At 44.9% G+C, this 17691-nt stretch carries 21 protein-coding genes; 19 read left to right on the top strand and 2 right to left on the bottom strand.

The features are described 5' to 3' along the window. Positions 1-17: 17 nt before the first annotated feature. Complete coding sequence (locus tag LP667_RS09985) at positions 18-1172, top strand: N-acetyldiaminopimelate deacetylase (protein ID WP_021732517.1); 1155 nt, start codon at positions 18-20, stop codon at positions 1170-1172. A 127-nt stretch (positions 1173-1299) separates the two neighbouring features. Here LP667_RS09985 and LP667_RS09980 read toward each other — a convergent pair whose 3' ends face one another. After that, a complete protein-coding gene (locus LP667_RS09980) occupies positions 1300-2193 on the bottom strand; it encodes a mechanosensitive ion channel family protein (protein WP_021732516.1) in 894 nt (297 codons plus the stop codon). 189 nt (positions 2194-2382) lie between these two features. On the opposite strand from LP667_RS09980, the gene LP667_RS09975 reads away from it, so the two are divergent. From LP667_RS09975 to LP667_RS09965, 3 genes are all read left to right on the top strand, one after another. Then, positions 2383-2799: a DUF948 domain-containing protein gene (locus tag LP667_RS09975; RefSeq protein ID WP_021732515.1), complete on the top strand. Its 417-nt coding sequence runs from the start codon at positions 2383-2385 to the stop codon at positions 2797-2799. Positions 2800-2801: 2 nt separating this feature from the next. After that, on the top strand, positions 2802-3329 hold the full coding sequence (locus LP667_RS09970) for a YtxH domain-containing protein (RefSeq protein ID WP_021732514.1): 528 nt from the start codon (positions 2802-2804) through the stop codon (positions 3327-3329). 69 nt (positions 3330-3398) lie between these two features. Next, a complete protein-coding gene (locus tag LP667_RS09965) occupies positions 3399-3860 on the top strand; it encodes a MerR family transcriptional regulator (protein ID WP_021732513.1) in 462 nt (153 codons plus the stop codon). 101 nt (positions 3861-3961) lie between these two features. Here LP667_RS09965 and LP667_RS09960 read toward each other — a convergent pair whose 3' ends face one another. Continuing rightward, positions 3962-5074: a M24 family metallopeptidase gene (locus LP667_RS09960; protein WP_021732512.1), complete on the bottom strand. Its 1113-nt coding sequence runs from the start codon at positions 5072-5074 to the stop codon at positions 3962-3964. A 267-nt stretch (positions 5075-5341) separates the two neighbouring features. On the opposite strand from LP667_RS09960, the gene ccpA reads away from it, so the two are divergent. The 15 genes from ccpA to LP667_RS09885 all read left to right on the top strand — a co-directional run bounded on the left by ccpA (position 5342) and on the right by LP667_RS09885 (position 17600). Further along, positions 5342-6352, top strand: a complete 1011-nt coding sequence (gene ccpA / locus LP667_RS09950; protein ID WP_021732510.1) for a catabolite control protein A — start codon at positions 5342-5344, stop codon at positions 6350-6352. Between the two features lie 123 nt (positions 6353-6475). Further along, entirely contained in the window at positions 6476-7348 is an 873-nt protein-coding gene (locus LP667_RS09945) for a TIM barrel protein (protein ID WP_021732509.1), read from the top strand. After that, positions 7341-7661, top strand: coding sequence for a DsrE family protein (locus tag LP667_RS09940; RefSeq protein ID WP_021732508.1), 321 nt, complete (start codon positions 7341-7343; stop codon positions 7659-7661). Before LP667_RS09945 ends, LP667_RS09940 begins: the two co-directional genes overlap by 8 nt. 193 nt (positions 7662-7854) lie before the next feature. Then, on the top strand, positions 7855-8583 hold the full coding sequence (locus LP667_RS09935; protein WP_003641545.1) for a YebC/PmpR family DNA-binding transcriptional regulator: 729 nt from the start codon (positions 7855-7857) through the stop codon (positions 8581-8583). Between the two features lie 137 nt (positions 8584-8720). After that, entirely contained in the window at positions 8721-9641 is a 921-nt protein-coding gene (rbsK, locus tag LP667_RS09930) for a ribokinase (RefSeq protein ID WP_021732507.1), read from the top strand. Positions 9642-10037: 396 nt separating this feature from the next. Further along, positions 10038-11012: a competence type IV pilus ATPase ComGA gene (comGA, locus tag LP667_RS09925; RefSeq protein WP_021732506.1), complete on the top strand. Its 975-nt coding sequence runs from the start codon at positions 10038-10040 to the stop codon at positions 11010-11012. Next, positions 10951-11997 carry a type II secretion system F family protein gene (locus tag LP667_RS09920; protein ID WP_033609641.1) on the top strand — a complete coding sequence of 349 codons (1047 nt, stop codon included), beginning with the start codon at positions 10951-10953 and terminating at the stop codon, positions 11995-11997. Before comGA ends, LP667_RS09920 begins: the two co-directional genes overlap by 62 nt. Continuing rightward, complete coding sequence (comGC, locus tag LP667_RS09915; RefSeq protein ID WP_021732504.1) at positions 11994-12347, top strand: competence type IV pilus major pilin ComGC; 354 nt, start codon at positions 11994-11996, stop codon at positions 12345-12347. Before LP667_RS09920 ends, comGC begins: the two co-directional genes overlap by 4 nt. Further along, positions 12337-12810: a type II secretion system protein gene (locus LP667_RS09910; RefSeq protein WP_033609640.1), complete on the top strand. Its 474-nt coding sequence runs from the start codon at positions 12337-12339 to the stop codon at positions 12808-12810. The genes comGC and LP667_RS09910 overlap by 11 nt, the downstream gene beginning before the upstream one ends. Continuing rightward, a complete protein-coding gene (locus tag LP667_RS09905; protein WP_237742047.1) occupies positions 12800-12988 on the top strand; it encodes a histidine kinase in 189 nt (62 codons plus the stop codon). Before LP667_RS09910 ends, LP667_RS09905 begins: the two co-directional genes overlap by 11 nt. Then, the gene (locus tag LP667_RS09900; protein WP_056988399.1) at positions 12981-13469 is read left to right on the top strand and encodes a prepilin-type N-terminal cleavage/methylation domain-containing protein; all 489 of its coding nucleotides are present in this window, start codon (positions 12981-12983) and stop codon (positions 13467-13469) included. Before LP667_RS09905 ends, LP667_RS09900 begins: the two co-directional genes overlap by 8 nt. Further along, positions 13429-13593, top strand: a complete 165-nt coding sequence (locus LP667_RS16745) for a hypothetical protein (protein WP_021732500.1) — start codon at positions 13429-13431, stop codon at positions 13591-13593. Before LP667_RS09900 ends, LP667_RS16745 begins: the two co-directional genes overlap by 41 nt. A 48-nt stretch (positions 13594-13641) precedes the next feature. Then, positions 13642-14691 (top strand): class I SAM-dependent methyltransferase, encoded by a 1050-nt coding sequence (locus tag LP667_RS09895; protein WP_050584287.1) that lies wholly within the window; start codon positions 13642-13644, stop codon positions 14689-14691. 11 nt (positions 14692-14702) lie between these two features. After that, on the top strand, positions 14703-15893 hold the full coding sequence (locus LP667_RS09890; protein WP_021732498.1) for an acetate/propionate family kinase: 1191 nt from the start codon (positions 14703-14705) through the stop codon (positions 15891-15893). A gap of 321 nt (positions 15894-16214) precedes the next feature. Further along, complete coding sequence (locus tag LP667_RS09885) at positions 16215-17600, top strand: amino acid permease (RefSeq protein WP_021732497.1); 1386 nt, start codon at positions 16215-16217, stop codon at positions 17598-17600. The last annotated feature ends 91 nt before the right edge of the window (positions 17601-17691 follow it).

Genomic DNA, 17691 nt, shown 5'->3' with positions numbered 1-17691 from the left:
TGGTGGAGGGATAAACAATGGTCTTACGGGAAACCGATCTAATTCCAATTTATCAACACTTACACCAAATTCCGGAAATCGGCTTACAAGAACATGAAACACAGGCTTATTTATTGTCGATTATTGGCAAGATGCCTCAAGATTGGCTGACAATCAAAACCATTCCAACTTTGGATACGGCGATTTTAGTGAAAGTCAGTGGTTTAAAGCATGATTATCGAATCGGTTATCGAACTGACATCGATGCGTTACCAGTTACTGAAAATACGGGTTTACCATTTGCATCGACCCATCCAGGGGTGATGCATGCGTGCGGACATGATATTCATATGTCAGTAGCGCTGGGAATTCTCAGTTATTTTGCGGAAAATCGACCGGCCACTGACATGGTCTTCATGTTCCAGCCGGCCGAAGAAAATGCGTCAGGTGGTCAGCGCTTGTATGAGAGCGGAGCTTTAACTGGTGATTGGATGCCGGATGAAATCTTTGCATTTCATGACAATCCGAACCTACCAACAGGGGCAATCGGTTGTCGGATGGGCACGTTGTTTGCCGGCACTTGTGAGATCCATGCGCACTTGAGTGGAAAGAGTGGCCATGCTGCATATCCACATCAAGCCAATGATATGGTTGTCGCTGGGGCAGCGTTAGTCTCCCAGTTGCAGACGATCGTAGCGCGCAACGTGGACCCGATTCAAAGTGGTGTGGTGACATTAGGTCACTTTACTGCTGGCACGATTGGCAATGTGATTGCCGGTGAGGCGCAGATTGACGGGACGATCCGAGCGTTGACGCAGGAGATGAACATGCATATTCAGCGGCGGGTTCGGACGATTACTGAAGGAATCGCGCTCGCTTATGACTGCAATATTGATTTAAAGCTCAATCAGGGTGGTTATTATCCAGTGGAGAACAATGACGCAATCACTGCTGATTTTATCAAGTACATGCAGGATGATGATGATGTCAACTTCATTGAAACAAAACCAGCAATGACCGGTGAAGATTTCGGTTATTTGATTCATCAGATTCCAGGGACAATGTTCTGGTTAGGGGTCGACAGTCCGTATTCGTTACACTCGGAAAACATGGTGCCACACACGGCTGCCATTATGAGTGGCGTCGATGCAATGACTGGTTTTTTGACTCACCGAAACGCTTTGCACAAATAATTTCAAACAACGCATTGGACTAACAAGTTTAGTCAGTGCGTTGTTTTTAGTTAGTTATTTCGTAAATGAAGCCCGCACGTCAGCGCTCACGTTTGAGCAACCGAGGTGCGGGCTAGTTTGGTGTAACTTATTTATGCGTTGGTGCGATATTCAGTCGCGGCGAAGGCAGTTGTATTCCCGCTGCTCGGGCTGCATCCAAGTAGGCTGCTAAAAAATCGCGCTGAATTGCAAATTGCATCCCGTTTTTAACGTAAAACTGGACCCGGAAGACCAACGTTCCGTCGGCCTGCGTGGTTACCCCTTGGATGTCGGGCTCACCGATGATATCAGGGTACTGAGAAACCAGGTCGGAATTCGTTTCCCGAACCACGTTCGTTAAATCTTGAACGGGTGTCGTGGTCAGAATATAGAGGTCAATCAAGACGCGCATGTCGTTGCGGGATTGGTTACTAATAATCAAAATCTTGCGATTAGGAATGAAGTTCAAGGTCCCATCAGGGCTAGTGACCTGAGTAGTGCGGAGGCCAATTGCTGAGACGGTGCCTTCAATCGTTTCGATTTTGACGTAATCACCCACATCAATCTGGTCTTCAAGTAAGATAAAGAAGCCAGTAACGATATCGCTGACAAAGCCTTGGGCACCTAGACCTAATGCCACACTGAAAATCCCTGCACTAGCAATCAATGTGCCTACGGGAACCCCTAGAACTGAAAGAACGGCATAGATGCCGAAAAACATGATGACGTAGTGATAGATATTCAATGATAAGGTAAAAATCGTTGAAATACGGTTGTTAGCCGTGTCACTAGTATTCGCATTTGTTAAAAATAAATGATGAATTAGGCGTTTTCCTAGCCGATCAATCACCCAAAATAGTAAAATAAATAGGACGATTTCAAGTATTTTGCCACCAATATTAATAATAATTTGTTGCCAGTCAATCTTCTTAGCCAACTTCATCCACACCGAAACTTGTTTAGTTGGTGTTTCGACCACTGCTAAGTTAATTGGATTAAACATATCTTCACCCTCGTTATTGTTGTCTGTTCACTAGTTTATCAGATTTGACGCGGTCAACCAAGTCGTGAATAAGCGGTTCCCATTCTATCGGGAGTAGACGAAGGTTGTAAGCACTTTTTTAATTGCGGTATACTAAAGACAATGCTATGCTAGTTCTAATATAGTGGCTGTCGAAGGAGGAATTTTAGGATGATTACACACATTGCGGGCATTATTGCCGCCATTGCATTCTTATTACTAGTTTGTTTTATTGGGATTTTCTTAATGCGGATTACTAAAACGATGGGGGAAGTCAACCGAAGTTTAAATAACATTACGGATGATGTCGATGCCTTATCACATGAGACTGAAAAGATTATGGCCAATGCCAACGAGCTATTGAAAGATGTTAATGGTAAAGTGGCCACCATTGATCCAGCATTTCAAGCCATGGGCGATTTGGGACAAAGCGTTTCTGATCTTAACTCCGCCACCCGTGAATTGACTGCCAAAATTGGCAAGACTAATGAAAAGCGGAGTAAATTCTCAAGCGCAAGTAAAGTTGGTAAGGCCGCATTTGATGTTTACCGCAATCGACGGTCAAAAAATAATAGTGAGGAGTCTTAATTATGTCGAAAAAAGGATTCTTATTAGGTGTTGTTTTGGGCGGCGCTGCAATTGCAACTGCCGTTATGAAAATGGATGATGACAAAAAGGCGACGTTAAAGGCGAAGGCACAACAGGGCATTGCAGATTTTAAAGATCGAGCGATTGATTACGCCTTTTATGCAGCAGATGCGTCTGAAGATTTCAAAGCTGAAGCGGGTCAGCAATATGAAGACGCTAAGCGTAAAGTTGCAGATTTTGCGGATCAATATCAAGCGGCCAAGCAAGAGACTGGCGCAAGCTTTGGTTCAAGCCTTGATCAGGCCACGGACAGCCTACGATCGGAGTTAACTAAAGTCGAAGACGACGAAGCCAATGATCCTGACATTGTCATTGACGGGGGCGCGGCTTATCAGGATGCTGCCCAAGCGACAACGTCAGCCGCAACGGATGCGACTGAAACTGCCGAAAAAGCAACGGATGCACCAGCGTCAGTTGATACAACGGCTGATGATGCGCAACCAACTGATGATACGACACCAACCAAATAAGGTGTAACGATCTTGGATGGGACACGGAGCAATGGCTCGGTGTCCCATCTGTTTTGAGGAGGAATTAAGTTGTATTCAATCGGCGCGGTCGCTAAGAAGACCGGTATTTCAAGCTATACATTACGTTACTATGATAAAGCTGGCTTAACCCCGTTTGTTAAACGTGATAAGCAGGGGCGGCGAGTCTTTAACGATGATGATTTAGATTCGTTGGCATTGATTCGGTGTCTTAAACAGACCGGGATGCCCTTGGAAGATATTCGTCAATTCATCAGTTGGTGTGCTGCTGGCGACGAGACGATCGACCAGCGATTGGCGATGTTTGAAGAGCAACGGCAGGCAGTTGAAGCTCAAATTCATCAATCATTATTAAATCTACAAAAAGTTAATCACAAAATAGACGTTTACCGCCAGGCGAGCCAAGCTGGTAGTGAAGCTGCTGTGAATTGTGACGTGTTGCCATTGAAGCAGACTGACGCGTTATTACAAGAGGTTGCGGACTATGAAGAACAACATCCGTTACCTGAATAGATATAGTAGTGGTATCATAACCAAATTAGTTAGTGTAAATTAAAGATAAGCTGAAAACCGGCCGTTACGGAAAGTTCCGTAGCGACCGGTTTTTATCAAATTTATGACAAATCTAAAACTTTTAGTTCTTTTGGTGTGTGGGTGAATGGCTTAAAGCCTTCTTTAGTGACGACCCCACAGTCTTCGATTCGAACGCCAGCGACACCTGGAATGTAAATACCGGGTTCAACGGAGAAGCACATGCCTTCAACTAACGGCATATGGTTGCCGGCCATGATTGACGGAAACTCATGATCGGTTTGCCCAATCCCATGGCCCAACCGATGAATGAAGTATTCACCATAGCCCGCCTTAGTAATGATGTCGCGAGCAATCTTGTCGACGTCTTCGGCGGCCATGCCTGGTTTGATGGCCGCCTGAGCGGTTAGGTTAGCTTCCAGACAGACGTCAAAGATTTCTTTTTGCTTAGCAGTCGGTTGACCGTAAGCAATCGTTCGGGAGGCATCAGAAGCATAACCTTTGTACATGACACCAAGATCGAATAAGACTAATTCATTCGGCTTGACTTGAGTTTCATTAGTCGCGCCATGGGGATTAGCGGCGTGTTCGCCAGCTTGGACTAAAGTATCAAAACTCATTTCCATGATGCCCTTTTTCATGAGGGCGTACTGTAACTCAGCGGCAATCTGTTGTTCAGTTCGCCCAGCCGTGACGGCGGCAAAGCCTTGTTCAAAGGCAAAGTCGGCCCATTTACCGGCAATATTTAACTTGTCAAGTTCGTCAGCCGTTTTGACGAGCCGTAATTGTTGGATGTAAGGAGATAAGTCCTTATCAAAGCGAGCGGCTGGAAATTGGCGTTTGAGTGCATTAAAGCGATCTAACGTCAAGTTGCCCGTTTCAAGTGCCCAAACTTTAGGATCAGTTAACTGTGCATTAATGTGATCGGCAATTAAGGCGTATGGTTCTTCATGGTCTAAGTAGCCAAAAACTTTATAGGGCCAGCCCATATCCTTGATGGCTTCAACTTCAAGGGCGGGGGCGAAGAGGAATGGTTCCGCATCTGCGAAAACAAACAAAGCTAATGTCCGCTCGTAGGGATTGCTCTCAAATCCAGTTAAATATGAAATTGTGTGAAAATTACTAATGTAGGTGACGTCAACGTGGTTATCCTGGGTCCATTGACGAACTTGTTGCAGTTTCGTATAATCTGCCAATTCAAACACTCCTTAGATAAGATAAATTATTGATAATAATACTAGTATAGCGCTGTTGATGATAAAAAGCTGAGAATAATGAGCCTAAAATAACAATCTTCGTGTGGTAAATCTTGCATTTTGAAAACAAGTACGGTATTATTTTCATGAAAGCGATTTCAATAACAATCTTAAGTTGCATTGGAAGCGTAATTTTGCTATATTGGTTGATGTTGCATGAAAACGAATGAAAACATATGATACCAAGCAAGAAAGGGCTATTTTTATATGGAAAAACAAACAGTAACAATTTATGATGTGGCACGTGAAGCGGCGGTTTCAATGGCCACAGTTTCACGGGTCGTCAATGGTAATCCGAATGTCAAACCCGCAACGCGGAAAAAGGTGTTGGCCGTTATTGAACGGTTAGACTACCGGCCAAATGCGGTTGCACGAGGGTTAGCAAGTAAGCGTTCAACCACGGTTGGCGTTATTATCCCTGATGTAACGAATATTTACTTTGCTTCGTTAGCACGTGGGATCGATGATATTGCGATGATGTACAAGTACAACATTATCTTGACCAATTCTGATGATGCCGGCGAACAAGAGGTCAATGTGTTGAATACCTTGATGGCTAAGCAAGTCGATGGGGTGATTTTCATGGGTAACCATATCGACGACAAGCTGCGCGCAGAATTCAAACGTGCCAAGGCGCCAGTCGTATTAGCCGGAACGGTTGATCCACACAACGAAACCCCAAGTGTTAATATTGATTATGCGGCTGCCGTCGAAGAGACTGTCACTAGTCTGATTGATCGTGGTCATAAGAAGATTGCATTGGCCTTAGGTTCATTATCACAGTCGATCAATGCTGAGTACCGACTAACGGGATACAAACGGGCCTTAACTAAAGCTAAGATTCCGTTTGACGATGCCCTGGTGTATGAAGCTGGCTATTCATATGATGCTGGTCGGAAGTTACAACCAGTCATTGCTGATAGTGGTGCGACAGCGGTCTTTGTTGGTGACGATGAGATGGCTGCTGGTATTATTAATGCTAGCATGGAATCTGGGATCAATGTTCCCGACGACCTAGAAGTGATTACAAGTAATGATACGATTATCACCCAAATTACGCGGCCAGCAATCACGTCGATTACTCAACCGTTGTATGATATCGGTGCGGTTGCCATGCGGATGTTAACGAAATTGATGAATGATAAGGAACTTGATGAGAAAACTGTGACCTTACCATATGGCATTGTGCGGCGTGGTTCAACTAAATCGGCGGACTAACTGGTCTGTGTGTCAACGAGTGATGTTGGCATAACTAAGAACGATAGCGTTATACTAGGTTTGGAATAAATATTCCAAGCCTTTTTATTTGGCTTGGAATGACTGAAAGGATGAGTTAAACGGATGACACAATTAGTAATGCGGCAGCGTCCCGGAAAAATTCAGTTAGGCTTGAAAGCGGCCCAGGACCCCGCCCAATTAATGAATCGATTACAATATCGGCCGCAGGTGTTTGAGTTTTTTACCAGTGCAGCAGATTTTGAACCGGCAGCGTTTCAAGCACTCAAAGCGGCGGTCCAATTTGTAAAGACTAATGTCACCGAACAAATTGTGATTCATCACCCGATGAGTTATCAAGGCGTCCATCTTGATCAGTTACTCGACCCACACCGTGAAGCGGGGGCGTATCAATTTCTACAAACGAGTACGGCTCAGTTACTCGAACTAGCAACTGAATTAGATGTTAAAATTTTGGTGCATGGTGGTTATGGTAGTGACAGTGCTCCTTTGATTAAAGCATACGATTCATTGGCTGCTGCTCGTGACGTTGTTTTTGAACGGTTAGATGAGTTGGTTCGGCAGGCAAACGGGCACGTGATGATTGAAAATGGGGTAACCGCTAGTTTTATGTATGGCGATCCGCAACTAGATGAGCGGATTATCCAACATCATTATCCGCTAGTTTGCGATTTGAGTCATGTCTTTATCGCATTACATGGTGATATGGCACTGACCATGTTGGCTTTGAAACGGTTGGCCCCACTCATTCAGCATTACCATCTGGTGGATTCAATGGGCCAGCGTCATGATAGTTTACCGTTAGGCCAGGGGTTAATCGATTGGCCACGGGTACTGCCAGTCCTTAATCCACATGCTACGATGATCTATGAGGTGCCGGACGAAACGGATGCGACCTGCGCTAATATGTTGAGCAGTTATCATTATTTACGTGCGCTTGAGGTGCGGTCGCTAGAAGGAGGTCGGTTAAATGACTAACTTAGTAGTACATGTCGATGAACCCGCCAAGGTTGCAATGGCGATTAGTAATGTTCAAAACTTTGTGGCGGTGCGACCGACAAGTACGGTAGTGGTTGTGGTTAATGGGCCAGCGATTACAACGTTAACAACGTCTGCCTGGGATGCGTTACGACAAGCATTACCACAAGTTGAAATCGATGCTTGCCATAACGCCATGGCTAGTCATCAGATAAGTAAAGCGCAACTCCCGTCAACCGTAACAATCGTACCCGCTGGTGTGGTGCGAATTGCAGATTTACAAGCTGAGGGCTACGCCTACTTACGGCCGTAGAGGGCTGGTTCGTCAACAGTTGACAGGCAACTAGTCATGGTTACTTGCTAATCTGTTCAGTAAACTGAAGCAAAAAAGCAGAACTTGGCTATCGTTGGTTCTAGTGCTTGAAATCGCTCGCTTTTTTTGCTATCATACTCTACGTATGTTTATCTACAAAACTGAAAATAAATAACGAAAGAAGGAGTCACACATGTCAGGACATTCAAAATGGCATAACATTCAAGGACGTAAGAACGCCCAAGATGCTAAACGTGGGAAAGTTTTCCAAAAGATTTCCCGTGAACTTTATATGGCTGTAAAAGCCGGGGGTCCTGATCCAGATTCTAACGCGCAATTGCGGTTAGTTATGGATAAGGCCAAAGCTGCCAACATGCCTAAGGATAATATTAAACGGGCGGTTGATAAAGGTAGTGGCTCCGGTGCGGAGAACTACGAAGAAGTTACTTACGAAGGCTACGGCCCTGGTGGTATCGCCGTTCTGGTTCACGCATTAACTGATAACAAGAACCGGACCGCTGCGGCGGTTCGTTCAGCGTTCACACATCATGGTGGTGCCTTAGCTGCAACTGGTGCCGTTAGCTACATGTTTGATCGTAAGGGTTACATTGTGATTAGTCGTGAAGATTTAGATACCGACGAAGATACGATGTTGATGGACGTTTTAGATGCTGGTGGCGACGATTTACAATCAAGCGACGAAGCGTTTGAAATTTACACTGATCCTAAACAATTAGCGGCCGTTCGTGACGCACTCGAAGCTAATGGTTACAAGTTGGAAACAGCTGAATTAACCATGATTCCTGAAAACTTAACGGATGTTCCTGCTGATAAGGTTGAAAAGTTACAACACATGATTGATGAATTGGAAGATAACGACGACGTATCAGAAGTATACGAAGCTGCTAACTATCCAGATTAATGATGAAATGACGTGGTTCTTTGATGATAAATCAAGGAGCCACGTTTTTTAGTGGTTAAAATATTAGTAAAACAAGTGCGCGTCCTCAGCCAGTTTGCTAAAATTAGAACAGTTGAATACTGAAGGGACGAATAATCATGAATAAAGTAACCGTACTAGGTAGTTTGAATGTTGATTCGATTTTACGTTTTAAACGATTTCCCAAGCCCGGCGAGACCTTGCCACTAACTGGAAAGAGTATTGCTGGTGGCGGTAAAGGGGCTAACCAAGCCATTGCGGCAGCCCGGGCAGGTGCTCAGACCACTTTTATCGGTAAGGTCGGCACTGATCAGGAAGGCGCGTTTATGGTGCAACAGCTGACGAATAGTGGTGTCGATGATCAGTACGTTCAACATAGCAATGTAGCTAGCACTGGCTCAGCGTTCATTTTACTAGATAGTAGCAGTGAAAACCGCATTCTAATTGACGGTGGGACTAATCAACAAGTGACGGCTGAAGATGTAGAACGAGCACGTCCGGCAATTGATGCTAGTACTTTTCTGATCGCACAGTTCGAAACACCCATTGCAGCGACGATTCGGGGATTTGAATTGGCACATGCTGCTAACAAAAAGACGATATTAAATCCGGCCCCCGCTACAACAACGGTACCAGTAGAACTACTAGCAACGACGGACTTAATTGTGCCTAATGAAACTGAGACTGAGACGTTGACCGGCGTGCACATTACTGATGAACAATCGATGGTTCAGGGGGCACAAAAGTTGCAAGCCCTCGGTGTTGCTAATGTTATTATTACTGTTGGGAGTAAGGGTGCGTTTTGGATGCGTGGTGCCGAACATGGTTTTGTACCCGCTTATAAAGTTGAAGCCGTTGATACAACTGCCGCTGGGGATACTTTTATTGGGGCGCTAAGTTCAGTTTTAATGCCCGATTTTAGCAATTTGGCTGCTGCGGTTCGGTTTGCGAACCGAGCTTCTTCCCTAGCTGTTCAAAAATTAGGTGCGCAACCATCGATTCCAACTAAGGATGAGATTGAACGAGCTGATCGGGTCTAAACAGCGTTAAGATGCGACTGCCGGCTTGTTATTAAAAAGGGCGGTTTGCTAATCGGACAAGCGTATGCTGATAATGTAGTTTAGAGCGAGTAAGCGCCGTGAAGTAATCTAGTAAAAAGCCATCTTGAAAATAGTATGGTGTGAAGTGTATCTAGCACAAAACTAATTGTGTTCATTTTCTTAAGAAAAAATCTTAAGGAAATGAACGCAATTTTTTTATATAACATTGTCGAAATGGACACCAAAAGGTTGTTTGCAAGCGAAACATCTTTTATCTCACTCTCACTTCAGCGTTTCCAAGGTGATTTTTAGGGGGTACTAAATAAAAAAATATATTTTCGTGGAAATTAGCTAATGTTGCGAAATTAGTTATTGAAAGGAGCGTGACAATAACTAATGGCGATTGAAGCTAAGTTGAACGACATTATTCAGGCGGCCGTGAGTCAACGTGCCAGTGATATATACTGGTTACCCACGGCAGAAGGTTACCAGATATTGATACAAACCACGGGAAGTTTACGGGCCCTGGCGCAGATGACGACGGAACGCGCCCAACAATTGATGAACCACATTAAATACCGGAGTAACATGGCCATCAGTGATCATCGCCGACCACAGTTAGGTGCGATGACGCTAATACTGGAAAAGCAAACCTTAAATTTGCGAATTTCAGCTGTGGGTGATTTTTTGGATCGTGAGTCCTTGGTCGTACGATTACTGTATGAAGGTGAATCCCAAGCATTGCAATATTTAATCCCGCGTCAACGCCAGCAATTGAGCCAGCTAATGCATCGAACTGGTTTAATTTTATTTTCAGGGCCCATGGGAGCTGGTAAGACCTCGACCATGTATGACCTTGTCCGACAACTCCGGGGACAGCGGCTGGTAATGACGATTGAAGATCCGGTTGAAATTTATGAACCACAGTTTTTACAATTACAAGTTAATTCACCCGCACAAATGGCCTATGCGGATTTATTGAAAGTCGGATTACGCCACCATCCCGATGTGTTTATTATCGGTGAGATTCGTGACGCGGAAACGGCTAAAATTGCAGTACAGGCAGCGTTAAGTGGACATTTGGTATTAAGTACCATCCATGCGCGTGGTGTTTATGGCATTATGCCACGGTTAGCGCAACTAGGTGTGGCACCAGCTGTTCTAGAACAAGCTTTAACGGCAATGTCCTATCAGCGCTTGGTGCCGGTGACGGATGGTAGTGTGGCCACGATTTTTGATACGGTTGTGATGCCCCATAAGATTCCGCAAACAACCCAGATGATGACTGAAAGGTGGGCACAATTAATTGATGAACAATTGGCAGCGGGCCGTCTTGATCATGCAACGGCCAATCAACTTAAAGAAGCGTAAACGACTTCCAATTGCAATACAGGCAACGTTATTTGAAACGTTGGCAGATTTGTTGGGCAATGGCTTTTCATTCCAACAAGCTTTTCAATTCGCTGTGGATGTAGAAGGGCCGGCCTTTCAATCGTTACAGCCCGTATTGGTACGCTTAGCAGCCGGGGATGAGCTTTCAACGGCATTGCGACCATACATTGCAGTTGATTTGTATTATCAATTCTTAATTGCAGAAACTCATGGTGAATTACGGCATACCTTGACTCAGGCGGGACAGTTAATGCGCGCCCGAGCTGAGCAAGCCCGGCAAATCCGGCGGTTATTACAGTATCCGTGTCTACTATTGGTACTGTTATTGGGAACACTGGGGCTGGTCAAGTCAGCGATTTTACCGAGTTTAGATGCAGGCAGCAGTGTGAGTGGCACAATCCCACCGTGGCAATGGATCGGTGGGGTGAGTATTGTCATTTTAGGCATCAGCTTATTAGGACTGGGGCTGAAGGTTAAGCACTTGCCGATTCGTCGTCGGTACCACTGGTTAGCGCGATTACCACTAGTTGGGCCGCTGATTAAAAATTATTGTGGTTATTACTTAAGCCTTAATGCTGGCATGTTACTAACTGGCGGCTTGGGAATTCGGGGCATCTGTGAGGTCAGTCAGCAATTTCAACCGAAAGCATTGATTTATCAGCAAGGTCAAGTCGTAGAGCGGGCTTTGCTGAGCGGCGCTTCATTAATGACCATTATTCAAAATGACCGACTATTGCCGGACGAACTAGCTTTATTGGTAGGCAAAGAGAGTCCAACGGAGCAACTGAGTCAAGAGCTGTTGTACTTTGCAACTTTGCAATATGAGCGATTGATTCGCCAATTGAATCGGTTGATCAGTTGGATTCAGCCCGTCATGTTCGGTGTTATTGCTTTGGTCGTTGTTGGTACTTATATGAGTCTGCTATTACCGATGTATCAATCAATGGGGGAAATTTTAAAATGACATTATTAATGCAACGATTATTGAAAAGAACGACGGTGTCACGGCGTGGTTTTACACTGATTGAAATGGTGATCGTACTGGCCATTATCAGTCTTTTAATGTTGATTGTGGTGCCGAATTTAAATGATCAACGTAACCGGGCAACTACTCGGCAAAAAGAGGCCCTTACCGAGGTCGTTCAAAATCAAGCGGAAATGTATGCCAATGATACGGGTGAAGCGGTCACGGGTGGTCCTGAGATGTTGGACAAACTGTTGGATAAGGGCTATATCAATGCGGGCCAACATAAACAGGCCACGACTCAGGGAATTAGCCCGGTACGCCCCAAATCAAAGTTAATTGGTGGTTAAACGGCCCGCTTTCACGCTAATTGAAATTGTAACGGTATTAGCCATTGTAGCTAGTCTAGCGGTCATCGCTGTGCACCGCTTTCCAACCCGCCAACGGCAGCAGAATGCTGAACAGGCCTTTTGGCGGGAATTACAAACGATGTGGCAGCAACAAACGTTAACGGCTAGTGTGACGGGGCAACCACAAGTCGTTAGCTTTCGGGGGACGGAAGTCGTGACTTGGGCCGGTAAACGGGGGCGGCCGGTACCGGCTCAACAGTGGCATTTGCCGTTACCTGTAACGCTGAAAACGGAACGTGGCCGAGATATTCAAATTCAGAGAAATGGGCATCCAGAATTGGCCGTGGTGATTTTTAAATCACAGCTGCAACCTAAACGGCAGATTAAACTCAATGCTTTGATGGGGTGGGGGGCGTACAAAGTCACGCATGTTAAAGACGCGAATGGGTTTTATGATGATTGAGACAATTGTTGCCCTTGGTTTATTGATGGGTGGGTTGATTAGTTTTGAAGGCTTGGAATTAATGATGCAGTCTCGCGAGCGACAGACGTTGCAAGCAATCCAGACGGCTAGGGAGCAGTACGAAGCACGCCAACAACAGTTGCTGTTACCGGTAATACCGGAGTTGGCTAATGATTAAGCGACGCGGTTTTACTTTAATTGAAGCCGTGCTAGCCTTGACCATTGCGGCCGTTGTCATGACAACTCTCTTTCAAGGGCAACGTAATTTAGGGCGACGCTCACAGGTTGATTTACCGACAGTTGATTGGTATTTGATGCTCCACGAACTTGAAAATCCGGCGCACCACTTTGTTATCGATCAGATTTCCGACGGAGGTGGTTTGGAACCCGGAAAAGCGGTTCATTTGACGAATACTGTTACGGGCAAACACTACTTGTTGACGTATTATCATATTTTGCATCGAATTGGATTACATCACTATGGTGGGGGTGAAATCGTGTTGATGAAAGGCGTCCAACAATTTCATATTGATGATGATTTAACTATGACGATGACAACTGACAAAGGTATTCACTTTCAATCCCGACTACTCTTACCCGATCGGAGGACATCAGTAGATGAAGAAGCGTCACGGCACCATCCTCTTATCGGTGATTAGCCTATTACTGATTGGTGGGGCATTTGAAACACAACGGTATGTTAATTTTCGATCCCGGCAGACGTTGTATCGGTTGATCTTACAATCATACGAACATCCCTATCAAGATAAGTTGGTACCTTGATGGCTGAGTGAACCTCGTGACTTGAACTTGGCTCGTAAAATCAGTAATATGGTTAAGGATTACAGATTTTGCGGGAGGGTGAGTATTCTGGCACAAGCAGAAACTGAGGCGCTTTTTCAGGTCTTAGATCAATCAGTTCAAGTTTTAATGCAACAACTATCCGTTTCTTATGTGGATGCCTTAATCGAGACTGGTGATAATTTACTAAGTCAGTCTGTGCATGTTGAGGATGGTAAACCGGATCAGAAGCAGGCAGCAGCGCTAGAAAAACGCTATCAAACCATTGATTTAAAGCAATTAGATGCTGAAACGATTCGGCGGGCACTTCAACTGGCACTATTAAAAGCGATTCATAATGATCGTGTTGATCCTAACCATCAAATGACACCAGATTCGATAGGTCTGTTAACGGCTTATTTAATTGCTAAGTTAGTGGGACCGACGACTGATTTGTCAATCTTGGATGTTGCGGTCGGGACCGGCAACTTACTAACCACGGTCATGAATCAATTGCAGACTGATCGACCACATCCAATTCAGGGTTATGGGGTCGATAATGATGATAACCAGTTGGCGATTGCTGCAATGAGTATGGACTTACAGCGTTCAGCAGTCGACCTCTTTCATCAAGACGCCATCGATCCACTTGTCATGCCGAAAACAACGATTGCAATTGGTGATTTGCCGGTGGGATATTACCCACTTGATGAACGTGTCCAAGGTTTTCAAACTAAGGCGACTAATGGGCATTCTTACGTTCACCATCTAATGATGGAACAAGCGATGGCGCATTTGTTGCCGGGGGGCTGGGGTGTTTTCTTAGTTCCAACGACGATTTTTCAATCACAAGAATCGCAAGGACTATTAAAATGGATGAGTACGGCAGCTTATCTGCAGGGCCTATTGAATCTACCGACGAACCTATTTCTTGATGAAAAGTCACGAAAATCAATCGTTATTTTACAGAAACATGGACAACAGGCCCAACAAGCGGGTAAAGTATTACTAGGCGACTTGCCATCATTTGAGGATCAACGAGCTTTTCAGACGTTTGCTGCTCAAATTGATGCGTGGGTTGACCAGAATATTATTCGCTAGGAGCGTGTCGTTTGGGGAAGACCATCGCCATTAACGCCGGTAGTTCGACGTTAAAATTTAAATTGTTTGAAATGCCGCAGGAGCGAGTAATCGCCCAAGGAGCGGTTGAACGGATTGGTTTTAAGACATCACCAGTCAATATTCGTTACGGTGTCGATCATCAATATCAGGAGACGGAAGTGGTCGCGGATCACTTAACGGCTGTTAACATCATTTTGGATGAGTTAATTAAATTGCGAATCATTGACTCATATGATGAGATTACTGGGGTGGGGCATCGGGTCGTTGCTGGTGGTGAATTATTTCATGAATCAGTTTTGATTACTGAACCAGTGCTTGAACAGATAACGGCACTTGCGGAATATGCCCCGTTGCATAATCCAGCTAATGTGGTTGGTATTCGAGCTTTTAAACGGGTGTTACCGTATGTGCCAGCCGTTGCCGTGTTTGATACGTCGTTTCATACGACCATGCCAGCTGTTAATTACTTGTATTCATTACCCTATGATTACTATCAACAGTATGGCGCCCGTAAGTTTGGTGCTCATGGAACCAGTCATCGTTATGTCGCGATGCGGGCGGCCGAGTTGTTGGACCGACCACTGACTGCATTGAAGCTGATTACATTACATCTGGGTGCGGGGAGTTCGATTACGGCGATTGATCATGGACAGTCACTGGATACGTCTATGGGATTCACACCGTTAGCTGGTATTACGATGGCGACTCGATCTGGTGATGTCGATCCATCACTTATCGTTTACCTCATGAAGAAGCTCAATATTAATAATCCCGACGAAATGCTCACAATTTTGAATACGCAATCAGGATTACTGGGGCTAGCTGGCTCTGCCGATATGCAGGAACTTGAAGCGCGCTGTGATGTTGATCCGATGGCCCAGTTAGCTATCGATATTTTTGTTAATCGGATCGTCAAGTATGTCGGAGCCTATTTGGCTGAGTTGCAAGGTGCGGATGCACTAGTGATGACGGCCGGCATTGGCGAGCGAGATGCGAAGATGCGGCAGCGGATCGCTGATCGTTTAGGTTATTTTGGAATTGCCATCGATCCGGCTAAGAATCAGGTCAGCGGTGTCGAACGGGATCTAAGCACTTCGGCTGCGACTATCCGAACGCTATTAATTCCGACTGATGAAGAACTCATGATTGCTAGGGATGTTGAACGGGTGATTCACGAGTAGATATTAGTTTAAAGTAATTGATCAGTTCTTTCAAAAGCGCACCCGGCTGAAAATCCGGGTGCGCTTTTGCTTGTTAAGGTGAAAGTTGCTCATGCTAATATGCGTTGCCTTCACTTTATTCATGTAGTATCGGTGACAGCTTGATTGCTCAACTAACAAAGTTGAATGGCATGAAAGTGGGCCGGCAAACGCTTACGTTTGTGCTGAACGACGAAGATACTCGGATATAGGTATAGACCGATTTATTAATTTTCGGAAGCGCCCCCTTTTGAATGCCGGGAATTTGCCCGCTATAATAACTTCAAGGGGAGTGCAAAGATAATGATGAAAGAAAATTCACAGCCCGAGACGGAACAACTTTCGCGGGGCTTAAAAAGTCGCCATGTTCAATTAATTGCCATCGGCGGCACGATTGGTACTGGGCTGTTCTTAGGTGCCGGTCAATCCATCCACTTGGCTGGTCCGGCGATATTGATCGCGTATTTAGTGACGGGCTTAGTTTGTTTTTTATTAATGCGAGCGTTAGGTGAACTACTGTTATCTGATCTTCATACGCATTCTTATATTGATTTTATTAAGCAATATTTGGGTGATAAGACGGGGTTCGTGGCTGGTTGGACGTATTGGGTCTGCTGGATCACGATTGCAATGGCTGAAATTACAGCTGCTGGTGAATACATGCAGTTTTGGTGGCCTAAGTTACCACAGTGGCTTCCAGGATTAGTTATCTTGATCTTACTGCTGGGCTTAAATTCAATTAACGTTTCAGCCTTTGGGGAAACTGAGTTTTGGTTTGCAATTATTAAAATTGCGGCCATTATCGCGTTAATTGCGGTTGGTGTCGGAATGGTGATTTTTAGTGTTAAGACGCCTGTTGGCCACGCTAGTTTAACGAATTTAGTTAATTATGGTGGCTTTATGCCCCATGGGATCAAAGGGTTAGTGCTATCATTTCAAATGGTCCTATTCAGCTTTATTGGGATTGAGATGGTCGGTATGACGGCATCAGAAACGGCTGATCCGAAAACGGTCATTCCCAAAGCTATTAATGACATTCCTGTCCGGATTATTTTATTTTATGTCGGTTCGTTATTTTTCTTAATGTGCATGTATCCGTGGCAGTATTTTTCCGCAGCTCACAGTCCGTTCGTACAAGTGTTTACGAATTTAGGAATTCGCTCAGCAGCTGCCATTATTAACTTTGTGGTCCTAACAGCGGCTGCTTCTAGTTGTAATAGTGCGCTGTTTAGCACCGGCCGGATGTTATTTTCACTGACTTATGATGGTCAGAGTAAGTTTGCCAAACGTATGGGGACACTCTCAACACGACAGGTGCCCCGAAATGCACTGTGGTTTTCAACACTAGTTATTGGGCTTTCGGTGATTTTAAATTTGTTGATGCCTGGTAAAGTCTTTTCGTTAATTGCGAGTGTCTCGACGACGTGTTTTATCTTTATTTGGGGCGCCATCGTGGTGGCTCATATTAAGTATCGGCGTCAAGCGGGGAGTCAGGTCAAAGTGAAATTCCGGATGCCACTCTTTCCACTATCTGATTACTTCATTCTTGTATTCTTAGGCTTCATTGCCGTGGTACTGTGCTTGAAATTTGAAACGTTGATTGCATTGATCGTATCAGCAGCTTGGGTAGTTGGTCTATATGTGGTCAAAATTGTAAGTGATCGGATCCGTCAACGGAGTCGTGGTTAGTCATTGAACACGCATGGTCACTGGCGGTATGATTGTTGAATATTTAGAAATGTGTCTAACTGTTATTGGTCGCAGTTAGACACATTTTTTA

Source organism: Lactiplantibacillus paraplantarum (genome assembly GCF_003641145.1).
Classification (GTDB): domain Bacteria; phylum Bacillota; class Bacilli; order Lactobacillales; family Lactobacillaceae; genus Lactiplantibacillus; species Lactiplantibacillus paraplantarum.
Note: the sequence above shows the minus strand (reverse complement) of the source record. Positions and strands in the feature narration are given on the sequence as shown.

Bases quoted from the DNA above. Each gene is read 5' to 3' on its own strand.
- LP667_RS09920 (WP_033609641.1), top strand. From the start codon at position 10,951: ATGAACAATTGGCAGCGGGCCGTCTTGATCATGCAACGGCCAATCAAC.
- LP667_RS09905 (WP_237742047.1), top strand. From the start codon at position 12,800: ATGATGATTGAGACAATTGTTGCCCTTGGTTTATTGATGGGTGGGTTG.
- LP667_RS09945 (WP_021732509.1), top strand. From the start codon at position 6,476: ATGACACAATTAGTAATGCGGCAGCGTCCCGGAAAAATTCAGTTAGGC.
- comGA (WP_021732506.1), top strand. From the start codon at position 10,038: ATGGCGATTGAAGCTAAGTTGAACGACATTATTCAGGCGGCCGTGAGT.
- LP667_RS09985 (WP_021732517.1), top strand. From the start codon at position 18: ATGGTCTTACGGGAAACCGATCTAATTCCAATTTATCAACACTTACAC.
- LP667_RS09895 (WP_050584287.1), top strand. From the start codon at position 13,642: ATGGTTAAGGATTACAGATTTTGCGGGAGGGTGAGTATTCTGGCACAA.
- LP667_RS09980 (WP_021732516.1), bottom strand. From the start codon at position 2,193: ATGTTTAATCCAATTAACTTAGCAGTGGTCGAAACACCAACTAAACAA.
- comGC (WP_021732504.1), top strand. From the start codon at position 11,994: ATGACATTATTAATGCAACGATTATTGAAAAGAACGACGGTGTCACGG.
- LP667_RS09935 (WP_003641545.1), top strand. From the start codon at position 7,855: ATGTCAGGACATTCAAAATGGCATAACATTCAAGGACGTAAGAACGCC.
- LP667_RS09970 (WP_021732514.1), top strand. From the start codon at position 2,802: ATGTCGAAAAAAGGATTCTTATTAGGTGTTGTTTTGGGCGGCGCTGCA.
- LP667_RS09975 (WP_021732515.1), top strand. From the start codon at position 2,383: ATGATTACACACATTGCGGGCATTATTGCCGCCATTGCATTCTTATTA.
- LP667_RS09900 (WP_056988399.1), top strand. From the start codon at position 12,981: ATGATTAAGCGACGCGGTTTTACTTTAATTGAAGCCGTGCTAGCCTTG.
- LP667_RS09885 (WP_021732497.1), top strand. From the start codon at position 16,215: ATGATGAAAGAAAATTCACAGCCCGAGACGGAACAACTTTCGCGGGGC.
- ccpA (WP_021732510.1), top strand. From the start codon at position 5,342: ATGGAAAAACAAACAGTAACAATTTATGATGTGGCACGTGAAGCGGCG.
- rbsK (WP_021732507.1), top strand. From the start codon at position 8,721: ATGAATAAAGTAACCGTACTAGGTAGTTTGAATGTTGATTCGATTTTA.
- LP667_RS09940 (WP_021732508.1), top strand. From the start codon at position 7,341: ATGACTAACTTAGTAGTACATGTCGATGAACCCGCCAAGGTTGCAATG.
- LP667_RS16745 (WP_021732500.1), top strand. From the start codon at position 13,429: ATGAAGAAGCGTCACGGCACCATCCTCTTATCGGTGATTAGCCTATTA.